This is a genomic window from Pararcticibacter amylolyticus (assembly GCF_003130405.1).
Taxonomy (GTDB): domain Bacteria; phylum Bacteroidota; class Bacteroidia; order Sphingobacteriales; family Sphingobacteriaceae; genus Arcticibacter; species Arcticibacter amylolyticus.
Genome location: NZ_QEAS01000011.1, coordinates 221,193 through 237,813 on the forward strand (window position 1 = coordinate 221,193; position 16,621 = coordinate 237,813).

The following is a 16,621-nucleotide window of genomic DNA, read 5'->3' on the forward strand; positions in this document are numbered from 1 at the left end:
AACTTCCGCGGGACATTTGTTGTTTACTAAAAAGAAAGGAAGCGGCATCTTATGTCACACTCTGATGTTTTAATTGTCGGAGCCGGTATATCCGGGCTCGCGGCGGCTCGTTCATTAACGAAAGCTTATCATCATGTCCGGATCCTGGAGGCTTCGGATAAGCCCGGAGGACGGATCTCGGATGTTCACGATCCGCAGTTCCCCCAGCCTGTCATGCTTGGAGCTGAGTTTATTCACGGAAAATTACCTCTTACAATTGCCCTGCTCAGGGAGGCCGGTATTGCCTACTTCCCGGTCAGCGGGAAAAGTATCCGCATGTTCAGAGGGACGGAGGATATTTCAGGGGATAAGGATGTAGACTGGCCTTTAATTATAGAAAGGCTGAAGAGCCTGCGGGACGATATGAGCCTGAGCGATTTCCTGGAACAGTACTTTGGAGATGAGAGAGACCGGGAGCTGAGGAATTCCGTTAAGAATTTCGCAAAAGGCTTTGATGCCGCGGATCCTGATAAGGCGAGTGCGATGTCGCTTCTGAAGGAATGGGAGATGGAGGAAGATGAGCAATACAGGGTGGAAGGCGGTTACGGCAGGCTGGTAGACTTTATGGTAAACGAATGCTTGCTTTATGGATGCGAGATCCATTTCAGCACTGTTGTAAATACCATCAACTGGCGGGAAGGTTATGTGGAAGTGATATCGGCAGAAGGAGAACGCTTTACAGCAGAGAAAGTGATCATCACTGTACCTGCCGGTGTTCTCAGAGTGAAAGACGCGGCTTCTTCGATCACTTTTAATCCACCCCTGACGGAGAAGATGAGGCTTATGGATTCTATTGGGGTAGGATCGGTAGTAAAGATTATCCTGTCATTCAATGAGGCTTTCTGGGAGTCAAAAACAGGAGCCGGAGCCGGGTTTATATTTTCAGATGAGGCGTTTCCTACCTGGTGGACTCAATCTCCGCATTCTTATCCTGTTCTTACGGGCTGGATGGGAGGCCCGGAAGCAGAAAGGCAGGCAGAAACATCAGATGAAGACTTGCTGAGGCTTGCTCTTGAATCGTTAAGCTCCATATTTGCTCTTCCTTTAGAAGAACTGCGGGCAAAGCTTCTTGCCTGGAAGGTTTCCAACTGGGGGGCTAACCCCTTTTCGTACGGGGCTTATACTTATCCGACAGTAGAGGTGCCCGAGCCTTACAGGCTACTTGCCCGCCCGGTTGAGGACACTATATACTTTGCCGGAGAAGCTGTTTACAACGGACAATACGGGGGAACGGTAGAAGCTGCACTGGCCAGTACATCGTATCTCGCGGAAGACTTTCTGCATTTACAGGTATCGGGAAGCTAATTCTGATAATTTTGCGTTTTTTATCTAAGTTTACCGCATGCAATACCTGCGGTTGATATTATTGCCTTTTTCCTGGCTGTATGGTCTGATAATTATTTTCAGAAATATCGCCTATGACAAAGGCTGGTTTGCATCCCGCCGCTTTCGTATTCCTGTCGTGAGCGTCGGAAACCTTGCTGTAGGCGGCGCAGGTAAAAGTCCGCTGACAGAGTATATTATCAGGCTTTTAAAAGATCATGTAAGAGTTGCCGTGCTGAGCAGGGGATATGGACGAAGTACCAAAGGGTTCAGATATGTGAGCACGCAGGATACTGCTGATCTGAGCGGAGATGAGCCGTTGCAGTTCAGGCGTAAATTCGATCAGATCACCGTGGCTGTTTCTGAAAAGAGGGTTACAGGGATTGAACATCTTCAGGAGGATCATGATGTTGTTATCCTCGACGACGCTTATCAGCACCGGGCAGTGAATCCAGGTTTAAGCCTTCTTCTTTTTGATTATACCGCATTAAGCAATTTCAGGCTGCTGCTGCCTGCGGGGAATATGCGCGAGCCTTTTGCCGGCAGGAAGCGTGCTGATGTATTGGTTGTAACCAAGACTCCCGAAATCCTTCCTCAGGATGAAAGAAGCAGGTTGATCAGCAAGCTGAGTCCCTTTCCGTATCAGAAGGTTTTTTTTTCCTATCTTGACTACGGAAACCTGGTTCCTGTTTATTCAGGGGAGGAAGTGGCCTTAAGTGAGGCTCTGAAGTCGCAATTCATGATTTTTCTGCTGACAGGAATTGCAAATCCCCGGCCACTTGTGCATAAACTTGAAAGCGGAGGAGGGGAAATAAAGCATTACGATTACCCTGATCACCATCCTTTCAGCCCAAAAAATATTAGTAAACTTGCACAGGATTTCAGGCAGGAAAAGATGGCTGCTAAGGTGATCGTTACCACCGAAAAAGATGCGCAGCGGCTTAGAAGCGATTCTCTTGCCGAACTGTTATCGGGATTGCCGGTTTATTACCTGCCTGTTCAGGCAAGGATCCACGAGCCTGATAAAGAGAATTTTGATCATTTAATAGAAAAATATGTTTCAGAACATTTACAGCACGGCTGAATATATAAAAAAACGTATCGGCGACTTTGAACCAGAAGTTGGAATTATTCTTGGAACCGGGCTCGGTGGTTTGGTCAACGATATTGAGGTGCATACCAAGTTATTGTATGCCAATATTCCTGACTTTCCGGTTTCAACAGTAGAATTTCATTCCGGAAGGTTAATTTTCGGTATGCTGCAAGGTAAGAGAGTTGTCGCCATGCAGGGCAGGCTCCACTATTATGAGGGATACGATATGAAACAGATCACCTTCCCCGTGAGGGTCATGAAGGTTCTTGGGATCAGGCATTTATTTGTGTCAAATGCAAGCGGCTCCCTGAACCCCGACTTCGCGAAAGGAGACCTGATGATCATAGAGGATCATATCAATCTTCAGCCGGATAATCCTCTGCGCGGAAGGAATTACGACGAATTCGGTCCCCGTTTCCCGGATATGAGTTATCCGTATGATATGGCGCTTGTGAAAAAAGCAAAGGAAATAGCTCAGGCGAATAACATCAGGTGCCATCAGGGCGTTTACGTATCTGTAACCGGACCCAATCTCGAGACCCGGGCGGAATACAGGTATCTCCGGAATATTGGCGGCGATGCAGTCGGCATGAGTACAGTGCCGGAAGTAATTGTTGCAAATCATATGGGAATCCCGGTGTTTGCTGTTTCCGTTATCACTGATGAAGGGTTTCATTCCAGCCCGGAACCGGTTTCCGTTGAAGAGATTGTGAAGGTTGCTGAAGATGCAGAACCGAAGATGACGCTTGTATTGAAAGAGCTGCTGGCTTCTTTATAGTGAAAATTGATTAATGAAATATCTTTTAGTTGTACTTGCTGCAGTACTTTTCCTGGTTTCTGAGAATAGTTATGCGCAGACTCCAACTCCTGAACGTGAGCAGGGGTCTGAACTTGATTCCCTTCGCAAGCTTGAAGAGGCAAGCAGGGATACAATTATTTTTAACTCGAAGTATATCCGGTATACTACCCTGGATCTATTAAAGGACAGAACTCAGACAAGGCCGATTGATACAACATTAAACCGGATTCATAATTATAATCCGCTGATTCAGCCTGAGAGACCCACCATTGGCCTTGGTAACCTGGGCTTACCATACAGGGAGCTGCTTTTTAACCCCAATAAGAGCATTGGCTTTGATCCCGGATTCCATTCCATGGATATTTACAGGCTCACCCAGGATTCTCTCCGGTATTACCGTGCCAGGACTCCTTTTACCTCGCTATATTACGTAAACGGAACAAGGGCTGAGCAAATCCTCAGGATCGTTCACAGCCAGAATATTAAGCCGAACTGGAACGTAGGCGGGAACTATTTCAGGATCGGAGCACGAGGAATTTACAACAGTCAGAATGCGGATCACTTAAATGCCTCCCTTTTCACATGGTATGAATCGCCCAAAAAACGATATAATATCCTGGTAAACGGGCTCTTTAATACGTTTAAGTTCGAAGAAAACGGATCATTGCTTAATGACACTGTTTTTACGTCGAAAAGCACGTTAGGGCCGGGAGAGGAAACTGTAAGGCTCGGTCCGGAGAATGATCCTGTAAGACAGACATGGAAGCAAAAGAACTTTTTTCTTAAACAGTTTTATTATATCGGGCGGATAGACAGCCTGGCGAAAGATTCTGCTTCGGGAGTATTACCTACACAGCGTTTCTCTCACGCTCTCAGCTATTCTTCAGACTCATACCGGTTCTACAAGAATACCAATGACCCGTATAACGTTTTTCCGGATATCCCGGATGACAGGAATAGGGTGATTGATTCTACCCACGTCAAGAACCTCCGTAATGAATTTATGTACAGCTTTTACCTCCGGGGACGGGCTGTGAGCTTTATAAAGAACGAACTTAAGCTGGATGTCGGCCTGCAGCATGACCTGTACCGCTTTGATCAGATGGGATATAAGCTCAACTTTCAGAATATCACATTCAAAGGCAACCTGGGATACCGGTTTAGCGACCGCGTGAGTGTGAATGGAAATATTCAGCAGATCTTTCAGGGGCGCAATGCCGGTGATTTCTTATATGAAGCTCAGATGCAATTCTTGCTGAGTAAATCAGTAGGCAGAATATTATTGAGTGCTTATACACAAAATCGTTCTCCTGAGCAATTATATGACCGGTCTAATTATACCTATCATAACTGGGACTATGATTTCGATAAGACAAAGGTGAATAACCTTTCTTTTGCTTATCTCAACGCGAAGTTCGGCTTTAATGTTAAGGCTGAGTACTTTTTGCTTACCAACTATTTGTATCTGGCAGAAACAGCATTTCCTGCCGAAATAGTGCCGCAGCAACAGGGAGGAGATATCAGTATGTTAAAACTGACTTTGGGCAAGCGTTTCAGAATGGGCAAATTTAACCTCGAAAGTTTTGCTGTATATCAGAAGACCGATTACAAAGAGTTGCTGAGGGTCCCCGAGTTTTATACCTATAACAGCTTTTATTATGGAAACAGCTTTTTTAAGAAAGCGCTCACAGCTAATCTCGGTTTTGATGTAAGAATGAACACTACTTATACAGCGCCGTCTTATGCCGTAAACATCAGTCAGTTTTACAACGGCTATTCTGCCAAATACTCATCATACCCTATCGTGGATCTCTGGGCCAGATTTGCGTTAAGGCGGGCAAATATCTTTGTCAGGTACGATTACGCAAACCAGGGTCTTTTCTCCAAAGGTTATTATACAGTCAACCGGTACCCGATGCCCAGCACCTTGCTGAAGTATGGGGTTATATGGAACTTCTACGATTAATCCTCCTGTCTGATAGTGTTTACTTATGTTTTTTGTTTTTTCTTCTTAGCCGCAGGAAACAACACGTTATTCAGGATCAGCCTGTAACCTGCCGAATTGGGGTGTAGGCTTAGGTCAGTGGGAGGGTCGCCAACCGCATGCTGGTAATCTTCCGGATCGTGACCGCCATAAAAGGTCCATTGTCCTTTCCCAAATTCTCCGTGAATGTAGCGGGCCTCGTCTGCTGTTTTAGTTTCTCCCATTACCAGCACGTCTGGTTTCAGCAGGCTTTTTTTAAAGGCTGTTGTCTGCCCCATAAAGCCTTTAATTACATTGTCGTGGTCCTGGGTCAGGATGGTTGGAATAATGTCCCATTTGGCAGAGAACTCAAATAAAGTGAAAAAATCTTCTGCTTGCGGCAAATTCCTTACCGGGGTCATATCAATATTCGAAAACTCATAATTATAAGGGTTCACGTCAAGCCGGAAGTTCTGGAAAGCAAAAGTTTTGCTGAAGTCAAGTTTGGATTGAGCTTCCGGATCGGCGCCATCTCCGTCAAACATGCTTTCGCATATGTCGGTTCCTTCCGCAGCGAGGGCAATATCAAAACTGTCGGTGCCCGAGCACATAGCGAAAAGGAATCCACCTCCGGCACAGAAGTTTCTGATCGTTTTGGCAACTGCCAGCTTCATTTGAGATACCTTTTTGTATCCAAGTTTTTTGGCTGTTGCTTCCTGTATTCTCACATCCTCAATATACCAGGAGGCTGTCCGGTAAGCCGACCAGAACCGGCCATACTGGCCTGTAAAATCTTCATGATGGAGGTGGAGCCAGTCGTATTTTGCAAGATCGCCCTTCAGAACTTCTTCGTCGTATACAATGTCATAAGGGATTTCTGCGTAGGTAAGCACCAGTGTCACGGCATCATCCCAGGGCAATTTATTCTTCGGGCTGTACACAGCAATTTTGGGTGCTTTTTCCAGTTTTACGATCTCCATATTCACTTCCGGATCCTGTATCTCCGAGAGTATGGCATTTACCTTAGCGTCCGCTATAACCTCGTATGATACCCCTCTTATTTTGCATTCACTTTCAGCTTTTTGGGAGTAAGCCATCAGAAAGCTTCCCCCGCGGTAGTTGAGCAGCCAGTTTGCTTCCATTCCGTTCTTCAGCACCCAATACGTCATTCCATACGCTTTCAGATGGTTTTTTTGATCTTCATCCATTGGGATCAGGATGGAAGCGGCATTGACCCTGAGGGACAGTAAAAGGAGAATGATAGAAGCGTAAACCTTTAGCATGTAATGATAACGACGTGAATGTATTCAAAAGTACGTGCATTTGTTCATAGTTTAAAAGAGAGATTAAAGCCTGGGTTTAAGCCCGGCGTTAAAAAAACGCATTTCAGGAGGAGAGATAAGGTTGCAGGATTTGTATTCTGATTGCACGCAGCCATTACCCAAATAATTGCTAACTTTGCGGGCTCAAAGCAAAGATCATGAGTAAAGCGATTCTAAGAACAGAAAAAGGAGACATGACTATCGAATTTTACGATAAGGATGCTCCTAATACAGTAGCAAACTTTCTGAAGCTGGCTAAAGAAGGATTCTACGATGGTGTCACTTTTCACCGCGTAATTCCTGATTTTGTTATACAGGGAGGTGATCCTACCGGAACAGGTGCAGGAGGCTCAGGTACGCGTATTAAATGTGAACTTACCGGCGATAACCAATATCACGATCGTGGAGTATTATCTATGGCTCATGCAGGCAGAGATACAGGCAGTTCCCAGTTTTTTATCTGCCACAGCCGGAAAAATACCTCTCACCTTGACCGTAATCATACCTGTTTTGGTAAGGTTGTGGAGAATGTGGATGTAGTGGATGACATTCGTCAGGGAGATAAGATTTTAGGGATCGATATAATAGAAGAATAAAGCATTGAGAATGCGTGGAGATATATGACTGAAGTATTCTTATATCTCGTTACTCACGTCTCATATCCAGGTTAGCTATGAATTTAAGAGGAATTGTTTCGGTTTCGGGTAAGCCGGGACTTTATAAAGTAATCGGGCAAAATAAGTCTGGTTTTGTAATTGAGGGGCTGGATGCCCAAAAGTTGAAACTGGTAGTTAATTTGTCAACATCTAAGCTGGCTTCGCTGGAAGACATTACTGTTTTCGGCGAAGACGAAGATCTGAAACTCGTGGATATCTTTGGCCGGATGAAAGAAGGTGCTAATGTGCCTGACGCTAAAGCCGATGGAAAGGCATTAAGGGCTTATTTCCGGGATGTTGCTCCCGGACATGACGAGGACAAGGTCTATGCTTCAGACATGAAGAAGATCATCAATTGGTATAATATCCTTAAAGACCTTCCCGTCTTTGAAGAAGAGGCGCCTGCCGTAGCTTCAGAAGAGGGAAAAGAATAATTTTGTAAATCTTTGCCTGTGCAGGCACAGGCAAAGATCTTTTGCTTTATCAAAAGAGATAAACAATTCCGGCACCTATCAGTATTCCCAGGACCAGGAAGATCCAGAAGTATTTTTGTTCTGTACCGGTGTTTCCTCCCTTAAACCTGTAGTTTCTGGTATAATTTTTTGGATCAATCTGCATAATCTACTAACGTAATTTTTATTCGTGATGGTATGGTTCTCCTTTTAAAATAGTAAAGGCCCTGTAAAGCTGTTCGGTAAAAAACAGGCGTACCATCTGATGTGAAAAGGTCATTTTCGAAAGAGATATCTTACTGGCAGCCTCATTGTAAATTCCCGGATCAAACCCATAAGGACCGCCAACGATAAACACGAGGTTTTGTACGCTGCCAAGCATTTTCTTATTCAGGAATCCGGAAAACTGGGATGAGGTATACTCGTCTCCCTTTTCATCCAGGAGGATCAAATGATCTGTTGAACTGATGTTCTTCCTGATCAGCTCGGCTTCTTTAGCTTTTTGCTGGTCTTCGGTGAGGCTTTTTGTGTTTTTCAACTCCGGAAGCTCCACTATCGAAAAGTTGATATAGTGCTTTAGTCGTTTCAGGTACTTTTCAATCCCTTCCTTCAGATACTTTTCTTCGGTCTTACCAATTACCAGGAGTGTTATTTTCATTGAAATTGTAGTTAGGAGGCGTCTCCGGTATTAAGATCTGTTTATCTGATCATTACAACGGTTGGTCTGCGCCATTGCAGATCAGGAAGCAAAGATACTTTATAAAAGCGATCCGGCAATGTCCCGGTTCTTCACACTGGAAATTAAGTTTACAGAAAAATGCTGATAAAATCATATTTCGGTACGTCTTCAGACTGCTTAATGCTTGGTGCCGTGCTGTTATTTACATACAGCAAATATTCGATAATTTCGGTCATCAGAGAATTATATGGAGCATGAATACACTAAAATTCAATTTTGTAACTGATATTCGGGATGAACGTGGCCTGTTCATCTCTGGTGACTGTTCTGTTTACATACTTATAGCGGAAACCCGAATAGTCTTTTTGCCCGGTTGCATTAATTATTTTCAGAGCTAATTCCCTTGATCTGCCTTTGCGGTTCACCCTGTGGGATGCCGTTAAGTGAGTGACAAATGATCCGGGAAACTGATTCTGGAATGCATGTGCTTCGTCGAATACTACGCTCCGTGTTTCAATACTTGCTTTGTCGTTTACGGGAGAGAACCGGTCTCCTCCCTGTACCGCAAACCGGGTATTGAGACTCCATACATTTTCCCCATTTTTTCCGCTTCGCCATTCCTTTCCAATAAGAAAGTTGAAGAGATAGTTTCTGTTGAACCGGCTGTTGTACCACAGTCCGTTGCCGCCCTGGTACTTTGCATTGAATACCGATGCGGTTACCAGGAAGTAATAGTTCTTATCCAGGTATCTCTCCATAGTGAGATCAATGCCGTATGCTTTTGTTTTTCCGGAGTTTTGAAGTTTGTCGCGGAAGAACCAGTTGTCCTGCATATTTACCACTGAAAAGGAACTGTCAGCGATCACCGGAACATTGAAAAGTTGCTGATAATATGGTTCTATCTTTAAATGAAGAATATCGGAGAGTTTTTGATCAAAGCTAAGGATGAAGTGATGCGCCCTGGTAAAACCAAGATCTTTGTTTATCAGTTCATTGTCCTTTTGAGATCTGGCAAAGTAGTAACTGAGCCGTTCAAGCCGGCTATGCAGGCCGTAGGCTGCTCCTAACGACCAGTTTTCACCACCCTGCCATCTGAAACCTGCTCTTGGTTCTATGGAATATTTATTATTCAGGGTAAACATCTGACCGGTAAGGCCGATGCTGAATACCGCTTTATCATTCAGATTAAAAGATGAACTGGTATAGGCCGAGAGCAGGGTGCTCATGTCATTTCCTGAAACCAGTGTTTCAGGTGACAATGATGGTTTCAAACTTTCCTTAATTGACAGGTCATATAGCAGGCCGGTAACAGTAATACCTGTTTTATTGGTGTGCGAGGCACTGAACTTTGTGTTCAGAAAAGAGGTGAAAACGAAGTTCCAGTTTGTGTTTCTGATCCGGTTTTGCGGAGAGAAGATAAGATTCTGATCCAGACTGTCAGTCCGGAAGTTTAAGCTGCTGACTGTCGCCGCCAGCGAAGTCTTTAGAAACGTCTGGCTATTCAGGAACAACTTGTTGCTCAGTCCGGCTGCCCCCATGTACTGGATGATCTTTTGCTCTTCGCGGTCTTCATAGTATTCCCATTTCAGGCTGTCGGTTTCTGCTTTTTCTCCCGAGCGGTCTTTCAGGCCTATACCCCAGAAGGAAAACGTACCGGCCCGTTTTGTAGGGAAGTTAAGTTTAAAAGAAAGATCCTGGTAGCGGACGTTCCCCGCGTCTTCGGGGAGCAGAGGGGATGCAAGTGCCAGAGTGGAATAACGATAATTGAATAAATAAGAAGAGCGTTTCCCTTTCTTAAATGGCCCTTCAGATGAAAAATCGATCCCGGTAAGGCCGGCCTGAAAAGTGTTTTCATGCTCTTTATTGTTTCCGTTACGCATATAAATGTCGAATACCCCTGAAACGGCGTTGCTGTATTCAGCGGGAAAGGCTCCGGTGAAAAAGTCAGAATTTGCCAGGAGCTGGCTGCTCAGCGCAGTTAGTCCTCCTCCCCCGAAAACAGTTACATCGGCAAAGTGATTCGGATTAGGGATTTCGATCCCTTCCATCTTCCATTGCAAATACTGGGGGGCGTTTCCCCGTACAACGATCCCGTTATTTCCCGTATTGCTCGAAACGCCTGCAAAGGAGGACGCCAAACGTGCCGGATCATCAAATCCACCTGCGTACCTCCCGGCTTCCTCCACACTCAGCATTCTTGCTCCGGCTATTGCCATGTTGTTCAGGGGTTTTTCCTTAGTAGTAAGCGGGCGTACCGTTACTTCTTTTAACTGCGAAGATCTCTCCTCTAAAAAAACGGTCAGGAATACTTCTTTAGCTGAAGACACTACAACCTCCCGGATCAGCGCCTGCTGATATCCTACCAGTGATACTTTAACGTCATAGCGGCCCACCGGTACTTTTGGTATACTGAAATTTCCGCTGCTGTCTGCGGTAGTCCCGCGCTGGCCCGCGCCTGGCAGTACGATTGAAGCAAAAGGAACGGGGGCTCCGGAGAACTGGTCGAGAACGACACCCCGGATGGTTTGTGTTGGTTGTTGAGCAAAGCTATGAATGCTGAAAAACAGGATGATGACTGAGATATTAAGCCGCATAAATAATTTCTATTTTTGGTTGTAAAGAAGCCGTTTTAGCGGAGCTCCCGCAATACTGATTTTTCATTACTTTTACAAGCATGGACGAACTGAGGTTACTGGAAGCAGAATATAAAGAGCTCCTTGATGAACAGAGATTCATCGGGGCTGAGCTTGATTATTCTGTTGCAGAAAGGCATATCCGGTTTTTGCAGCAGTTATCAGAGGTTGGGAACAGTGGCATTACATTGTTCGATATGAATAAGCGGGAGCATATTTTTACCTCTTACAATTTCAGTAATCTGTTTGGGTTTGATCTGGATGCCGCAGAGCAATCCGGCACCTCTTATTTCAACTCGAGGGTTCATCCTGCCGACCTGATTGATCTTTCAAAGACCGGGAATATGCTGCTGCGATATATGTACAGAATGCCTGCCGATGAACGCAAGAATTATAAGCTGATCAATGAATACCGGATCCTGAATAACGAGGGGAAGTACATAAGAGTGATTGAGCAGCATCAGGCCCTGGAGCTCGACGATCAGGGCAATATATGGCTGGCTATCGGAGTGATTGATCTTTCGCCGGATCAGGGCGAATTTCACGGTGTAAAATATCAGCTTCTTAATTTTGTGACGGGAGAGCTTGTTTGCCCTGCTCCGGCCGCAGACAAATCAGTATGTCTGACCCCGAGGGAGCGCGAAATTCTGCATCTGATAAGAGACGGTTTTTTGAGTAAGGAGATTTCTGACAGGCTCTCAATCAGCGTACATACGGTGAATACCCACAGGCAAAGGATCCTCGAAAAGCTGAATGCCGGTAATTCTATGGAGGCTGTCAATTATGCTGCCCGGCTGGGCCTTCTTTTTTAACCGTTCTTTCGGGCTTGAGCAGCCTGTGATGTCGCAATTGCCATACTTAATTCATTTTTTTGCGTTTGAGAAATTCGTCATAATCCTGCAGCGATTCTCTGCGTTAATACAGTAAAACTGATCATGCAAAAAACTATCTCTCTTTTCTGCTGTCTCATGATTATCTCTTTATATTCCTGCGGACAGGAAAAAAAGGAAAAATCGCAGGCACCTGCTAAGGCCGAAAAAGTAACGACAATAAAAAATATGAACTATAATAAATTAACTCCCGAAGAAGAACGTGTTATTATCAATAAAGGAACAGAGTATCCCGGCACCGGCGAATATCTTAATAATAAGGAAAAGGGAACTTATGTCTGTAAGCGCTGTAATGCTCCTCTTTATCGTTCTGAAGATAAATTTGATTCGCATTGCGGCTGGCCAAGCTTTGATGACGAAATAAAGGGTGCGGTGAAGAAACTGCCGGATGCAGATGGGCAAAGGACAGAAATTGTTTGTGCGAATTGCGGTGCGCACCTGGGGCATGTGTTTATGGGAGAAGGCTTTACCTCTAAAGATACCCGGCATTGCGTGAATTCTATTTCCATGAAGTTTATACAGGCAGAGAAATAAGGAGTAATTATCTGCTTTGCTTTCCCTGTATAAACCGAGTACTTTTGCTGTATGAATGTTGAAGAACGAATTATTCAGTCGGAAGTCAGGATGTTTAAGCCCGTTTTTGCCACTAATACCAATCATTATGATACTCTTCACGGGGGAGTAGCCATGCACATGATGGATGAAGCTGCCTTTATAGCGGCTACGCGTTTCACCAGGCTTCCAGTTGTGACGGTATCATCAGACCGGATCAACTTTAATAAACCCATTCCTTCGGGTACAATTGTAGAACTGGTAGCAAAAGTCACTGAAGTGGGACGTACCAGCCTAAAAGTAGGGATCGATATTTTTGTTGAACAGATGTATGAGGAACACAGGGAACTGGCGATTCATGGTGTACTTACTTTTGTAGCTCTGGGACCGGATAAACGTCCTGTCTCCATTCTCCAGCACCTGGAAAATGTGTCGGCTGAGTGAAGCCATCATTTGTTTTACCACTCTGTATGTCAGCCTCTGTGTAGTACCGTCCGGCAAAAAATCTTAACTTCGTGCCCAATAGATATTCTTTTATGAAATTACTTGAAGGAAAAATTGCTCTCATAACAGGAGCTTCTAAAGGCATAGGCCGTAAAATCGCTGAGAAGTTCGCAGAACAAGGCGCCAATGTTGCATTTACATATCTCTCGTCTGTGGAAAAGGGACAGGCGCTTGAACAGGAATTACAGGCTGCTGGTACGAAGGTAAAAGGCTATCGTTCTGATGCTTCTAAATTTGAAGAAGCCGATAAACTGATCAACGATATAGTGGCTGACTTCGGAACAATAGATATCGTGGTAAACAATGCCGGGATTACAAAGGATGGATTGCTGATGCGGATGACCGAACAGCAATGGGATGATGTGCTGGAAGTGAACCTTAAATCTATATTTAATGTGACGAAGGCTGCATCGCGGGTTATGATGAAAAACCGGAAAGGGGTGTTTATCAATATGAGCTCGGTGGTCGGAGTGCAGGGGAATGCTGGCCAGGCAAATTATGCTGCTTCAAAAGCCGGAATTATAGGCTTCTCTAAATCTGTGGCGAAAGAGCTGGGATCAAGAAATATCCGTACGAATGTGGTAGCTCCGGGTTTTATAAAGACTGAAATGACAGAAGTTCTGGATCCGAAAGTTGTAGAGGGCTGGGAACAAAATATCCCGATGAAGAGAGCCGGCGAAACGGAAGACGTTGCTAATGTCTGCGTATTCCTTGCTTCTGATCTGAGTGCTTACGTTACCGGCCAGGTGATAGCAGTTGACGGCGGAATGTTGTAAACAGCCCTGAGCAGTCTTTTCAATAATAGCTTCCATGATGCAGTTTACCCTCTTTTCATTTTTGTGGTTGCTGCTCAGTTTACTGCTGGGGCTGGGTTATGCGTTTATTCTTTACAGACAGCATAACTCTTTTACGGAGCCCCTCCGGCGCTGGCTGTTTCTGCTGAGGACTGCTGTTGTGTCATTGATCTGCTTTCTTTTATTCGCTCCTTATATCAGGCAGTCGAACAAGACCATAGAAAAGCCGGTTATCCTGTTTGCTCAGGATAATTCGGCTTCCATAGCTTTATCAAAGCCAAAAGGTTTTAACATCAGCTCTTATTCGGAAGGAATAAGAGATCTGCAGAAGCGGCTTTCTTCCAGGTATAACCTGCATACTTTTACCATCGGTGCGGAGGTCAGGGAGGGAAAAGAATATCATTTCAACGAGCAGCTAACCAGCCTTTCGGACTTGTTCCAATATATCAGCGACCACTATGCCAGCCAGAATGTCGGTGCTGTGGTGTTGGCAACTGACGGGATTTATAATAAAGGAGGAAATCCTTTGTATGATGCGAAAACGTTAAAGGCACCGGTTTTTACGATTGCCCTTGGTGATACAGTGCCACGTAAAGATCTGCTGATCGCAAATGTTCATTACAATACAACAGTCTACACGGGAAATGACTTCCAGGTTGAAGTCAGCGTTGAAGCCTATGAAAGCAAAGGCAAAAATACCACTTTGACAGTCACGGAGGGGGGGAGAGCACTGCTGCAAAAAAGCATCTCAATTACTTCGGATGAGTATCATGAAACCATCCCGCTAACCCTGCCGGGCACGAAGAAGGGTATCCACCATTATTCATTAAAGCTTTCCGCTCTGGAAGGTGAACTTTCGACCCGGAATAACCAGGACGATTTCTACGTAGAGATGCTGGATGGGAAACAGAAAGTACTGATCTGGGCAGCGGCGCCTCACCCGGATATTACGGCCATGAGACAAGCGCTGGAGTCGAATAAAAATTATGAAGTCAGTATCTCTATCACGACTGTTAATAATGAGGATTTAAGGAATGCAGACCTGGTCATACTTCACCAGGTACCGTCAGTCTCTCTTCCTTTGAAAGAGCAGCTTTCCCTGCTTCGAAATAAAGCCTTGTTTTTTATCCTTGGGGCCCAAAGCGATATTGCGTCATTTTCGCGTTTGCAGGATGTGCTGGAAATCAGCAATAGCGGCGGATCAGGGGAGGTTACTGCAGCTTTTAATAACAGTTTCTTTGCCTTTTCTGCAGAAGAGGAACAGATGAAACAGATCAGTAATTCGGGACCCCTTGTGGCCCCTTCGGGAACGTACCGGATTAAATCTCCGGCGTCTGTGATGTTTTATCAGAACACAAAACAAGCCGGGGCAAAGATTCCGCTTCTGGTCTTTTCTGAAGAAGGCGGAAGGAAAACAGGGGTTCTTGCCGGGGAGGGTTTCTGGCGCTGGCGGCTTAATGAATTCAGGCAGAACGAAAGCCATCAGCTGACGGATCTCTTACTTGCCAGGGTGGTACAATACCTGTCGGCGAAGGAGGATAAAAGAAAACTAAGAGTTTACCCCGCTCGGAATACATTTGATGAAAATGAACATGTGATTCTGAATGCTGAACTTTATAATGACGCTAATGAACTGGTCAATAAGCCGGATGTGTCCATCACGTTAAGGGCTGCGGGGAAAAGGTCGTATTCTTTTATTTTCTCAAAGACCAGCAATGCCTATATTCTTGATGCTGGTGTTCTGCCGTTTGGTGAATACAGTTTTACGGCTTTTGCCCGCCTTGGGGACCTAAGTCATAAAGCCGAAGGTCGTTTTATTGTATCCCGGCAGTCTGCTGAATTCAGGCAGACCACAGCTAACCATCAGATTCTGAATGCTCTGTCCCGTGAGAGTGGTGGTAAAATGATTTTCCCTTCTCAGATGAATGCTCTTGATAGTCTCATTGTCCGAAATGAACTTGTTAAAGATATCTCTTACGAAAACAGGAGGCTCGAAGAACTGATTAACCTGAAGTGGATTTTCTTCCTGATCACCCTGCTTCTGTCTGCCGAATGGTTTATCAGAAAGCGGAATGGCAGTTTATAAATCAGCTTTTATTCTCTTTTTTAAAAAGGTAAAAGGTATGAGCCTTATGTTTATTCTTCCAGGTTCCTTCTATCGTCCCTTCTGAAGTTTCCCGGCCATGAAAATTCGATATGTACTGTTTGCGGCTATTGTAACAGCGAATGTCCCAGGTCTGCGATTCTGATAGATATGAAGCCGTAATAGAGTAGCTTTTATTGCTTGCGGCCTCGTAGCAGGTGCCTTTGTAGTGAAGTGGATCGTTCCCGTTGTCCTGGTGTGCCCTGGTTGGGGTTTCATCTGTATCCAGGATAATCCTGATGTATGATCTCCCTTTAATCTCTCCTATATAATTAAGGGTTTTATTCGCTCTGATGATAACAGTTTTATCATTCAGGATAATGACGTCATCATTCTGACCTGTTCCTTTTTGTTCCTGCGCATAGCAAGCCAGGCATGACACCATGGTGAAACACAGGGTATAAAAGAGGCATTTAAAAAAAACAGGCACGATCGTTATCTAAAGATTCGACAATTGCAGAAGTTAAAATAGTGATTTGTCCTCGTCTTTCTTTTCTGGTATTATGACGTATACATCCTCATTATCTTTTCTCATCAAATATTTCTCCCTGGCAAATTTCTCGAGCTTTCCCCTGTCTGTTGTCAGCTCGTTCAGGTCCTTTCTAACCTTTTCCGTTTCCCGGATGTAGAAGTCTCTTTCTTCCCTGAGTTTGTTCCGCTGGGAATAGTACTCGTATTGAGACATCAGGTCATTCCGGTCAAAAAACATCATCCAAACGACAAAAACAGCCGCAGCCAGAAAATACATGTTACCGAACAGTCCTATTGCCTTCTTCATC

Annotated in this window: 17 protein-coding genes; 11 read left to right on the forward strand and 6 right to left on the reverse strand. The window is 44.8% G+C overall.

What is annotated here, in order from left to right; translation table 11 throughout:
• Nucleotides 1–51: 51 nt before the first annotated feature.
• The 4 genes from DDR33_RS14750 to DDR33_RS14765 are packed head-to-tail and all read left to right on the forward strand — an operon-like array spanning nucleotide 52 to nucleotide 5,220.
• Entirely contained in the window at nucleotides 52–1,344 is a 1,293-nt protein-coding gene (locus DDR33_RS14750) for a flavin monoamine oxidase family protein (RefSeq protein WP_109416563.1), read from the forward strand.
• Nucleotides 1,345–1,381: 37 nt separating this feature from the next.
• On the forward strand, nucleotides 1,382–2,446 hold the full coding sequence (gene lpxK / locus DDR33_RS14755) for a tetraacyldisaccharide 4'-kinase (RefSeq protein WP_109416564.1): 1,065 nt from the start codon (nucleotides 1,382–1,384) through the stop codon (nucleotides 2,444–2,446).
• On the forward strand, nucleotides 2,418–3,233 hold the full coding sequence (locus tag DDR33_RS14760) for a purine-nucleoside phosphorylase (RefSeq protein WP_109416565.1): 816 nt from the start codon (nucleotides 2,418–2,420) through the stop codon (nucleotides 3,231–3,233). The genes lpxK and DDR33_RS14760 overlap by 29 nt, the downstream gene beginning before the upstream one ends.
• A gap of 13 nt (nucleotides 3,234–3,246) precedes the next feature.
• Nucleotides 3,247–5,220 carry a putative porin gene (locus tag DDR33_RS14765; RefSeq protein WP_109416566.1) on the forward strand — a complete coding sequence of 658 codons (1,974 nt, stop codon included), beginning with the start codon at nucleotides 3,247–3,249 and terminating at the stop codon, nucleotides 5,218–5,220.
• A 23-nt stretch (nucleotides 5,221–5,243) separates the two neighbouring features.
• Here the strand turns inward: DDR33_RS14765 and DDR33_RS14770 are convergent, their stop codons facing one another.
• On the reverse strand, nucleotides 5,244–6,425 hold the full coding sequence (locus DDR33_RS14770) for an asparagine synthetase B (protein WP_109416597.1): 1,182 nt from the start codon (nucleotides 6,423–6,425) through the stop codon (nucleotides 5,244–5,246).
• A gap of 272 nt (nucleotides 6,426–6,697) precedes the next feature.
• Between DDR33_RS14770 and DDR33_RS14775 the strand changes: the two genes are divergently transcribed.
• Nucleotides 6,698–7,135, forward strand: a complete 438-nt coding sequence (locus DDR33_RS14775; RefSeq protein WP_109416567.1) for a peptidylprolyl isomerase — start codon at nucleotides 6,698–6,700, stop codon at nucleotides 7,133–7,135.
• A gap of 77 nt (nucleotides 7,136–7,212) precedes the next feature.
• Nucleotides 7,213–7,629, forward strand: a complete 417-nt coding sequence (locus DDR33_RS14780; protein ID WP_109416568.1) for a DUF5606 family protein — start codon at nucleotides 7,213–7,215, stop codon at nucleotides 7,627–7,629.
• A gap of 49 nt (nucleotides 7,630–7,678) precedes the next feature.
• On the opposite strand, the gene DDR33_RS26880 is transcribed toward DDR33_RS14780, so the two are convergent.
• The 3 genes from DDR33_RS26880 to DDR33_RS14790 form a co-directional block, all read right to left on the reverse strand.
• Entirely contained in the window at nucleotides 7,679–7,813 is a 135-nt protein-coding gene (locus DDR33_RS26880) for a hypothetical protein (RefSeq protein WP_262509942.1), read from the reverse strand.
• Between the two features lie 18 nt (nucleotides 7,814–7,831).
• Complete coding sequence (gene rlmH / locus DDR33_RS14785; protein ID WP_109416569.1) at nucleotides 7,832–8,305, reverse strand: 23S rRNA (pseudouridine(1915)-N(3))-methyltransferase RlmH; 474 nt, start codon at nucleotides 8,303–8,305, stop codon at nucleotides 7,832–7,834.
• Nucleotides 8,306–8,589: 284 nt separating this feature from the next.
• Complete coding sequence (locus DDR33_RS14790; RefSeq protein WP_109416570.1) at nucleotides 8,590–10,920, reverse strand: TonB-dependent receptor; 2,331 nt, start codon at nucleotides 10,918–10,920, stop codon at nucleotides 8,590–8,592.
• A gap of 80 nt (nucleotides 10,921–11,000) precedes the next feature.
• Here DDR33_RS14790 and DDR33_RS14795 point away from each other — a divergent pair, with 80 nt between their 5' ends.
• From DDR33_RS14795 to DDR33_RS14815, 5 genes are all read left to right on the forward strand, one after another.
• Nucleotides 11,001–11,771, forward strand: coding sequence for a LuxR C-terminal-related transcriptional regulator (locus DDR33_RS14795; RefSeq protein ID WP_202913746.1), 771 nt, complete (start codon nucleotides 11,001–11,003; stop codon nucleotides 11,769–11,771).
• A 156-nt stretch (nucleotides 11,772–11,927) separates the two neighbouring features.
• On the forward strand, nucleotides 11,928–12,383 hold the full coding sequence (locus tag DDR33_RS14800; RefSeq protein ID WP_109416571.1) for a methionine-R-sulfoxide reductase: 456 nt from the start codon (nucleotides 11,928–11,930) through the stop codon (nucleotides 12,381–12,383).
• Between the two features lie 51 nt (nucleotides 12,384–12,434).
• Nucleotides 12,435–12,845 carry an acyl-CoA thioesterase gene (locus tag DDR33_RS14805; RefSeq protein ID WP_109416572.1) on the forward strand — a complete coding sequence of 137 codons (411 nt, stop codon included), beginning with the start codon at nucleotides 12,435–12,437 and terminating at the stop codon, nucleotides 12,843–12,845.
• A 92-nt stretch (nucleotides 12,846–12,937) separates the two neighbouring features.
• A complete protein-coding gene (fabG, locus tag DDR33_RS14810) occupies nucleotides 12,938–13,681 on the forward strand; it encodes a 3-oxoacyl-[acyl-carrier-protein] reductase (protein ID WP_109416573.1) in 744 nt (247 codons plus the stop codon).
• 34 nt (nucleotides 13,682–13,715) lie between these two features.
• On the forward strand, nucleotides 13,716–15,785 hold the full coding sequence (locus DDR33_RS14815) for a hypothetical protein (protein WP_109416574.1): 2,070 nt from the start codon (nucleotides 13,716–13,718) through the stop codon (nucleotides 15,783–15,785).
• 1 nt (nucleotide 15,786) lies between these two features.
• Here the strand turns inward: DDR33_RS14815 and DDR33_RS14820 are convergent, their stop codons facing one another.
• A complete protein-coding gene (locus tag DDR33_RS14820) occupies nucleotides 15,787–16,272 on the reverse strand; it encodes a hypothetical protein (protein ID WP_146198776.1) in 486 nt (161 codons plus the stop codon).
• Between the two features lie 33 nt (nucleotides 16,273–16,305).
• Nucleotides 16,306–16,621 (reverse strand): FtsB family cell division protein (locus tag DDR33_RS14825; protein ID WP_109416576.1); only part of this gene is annotated, 316 nt, incomplete at its 5' end.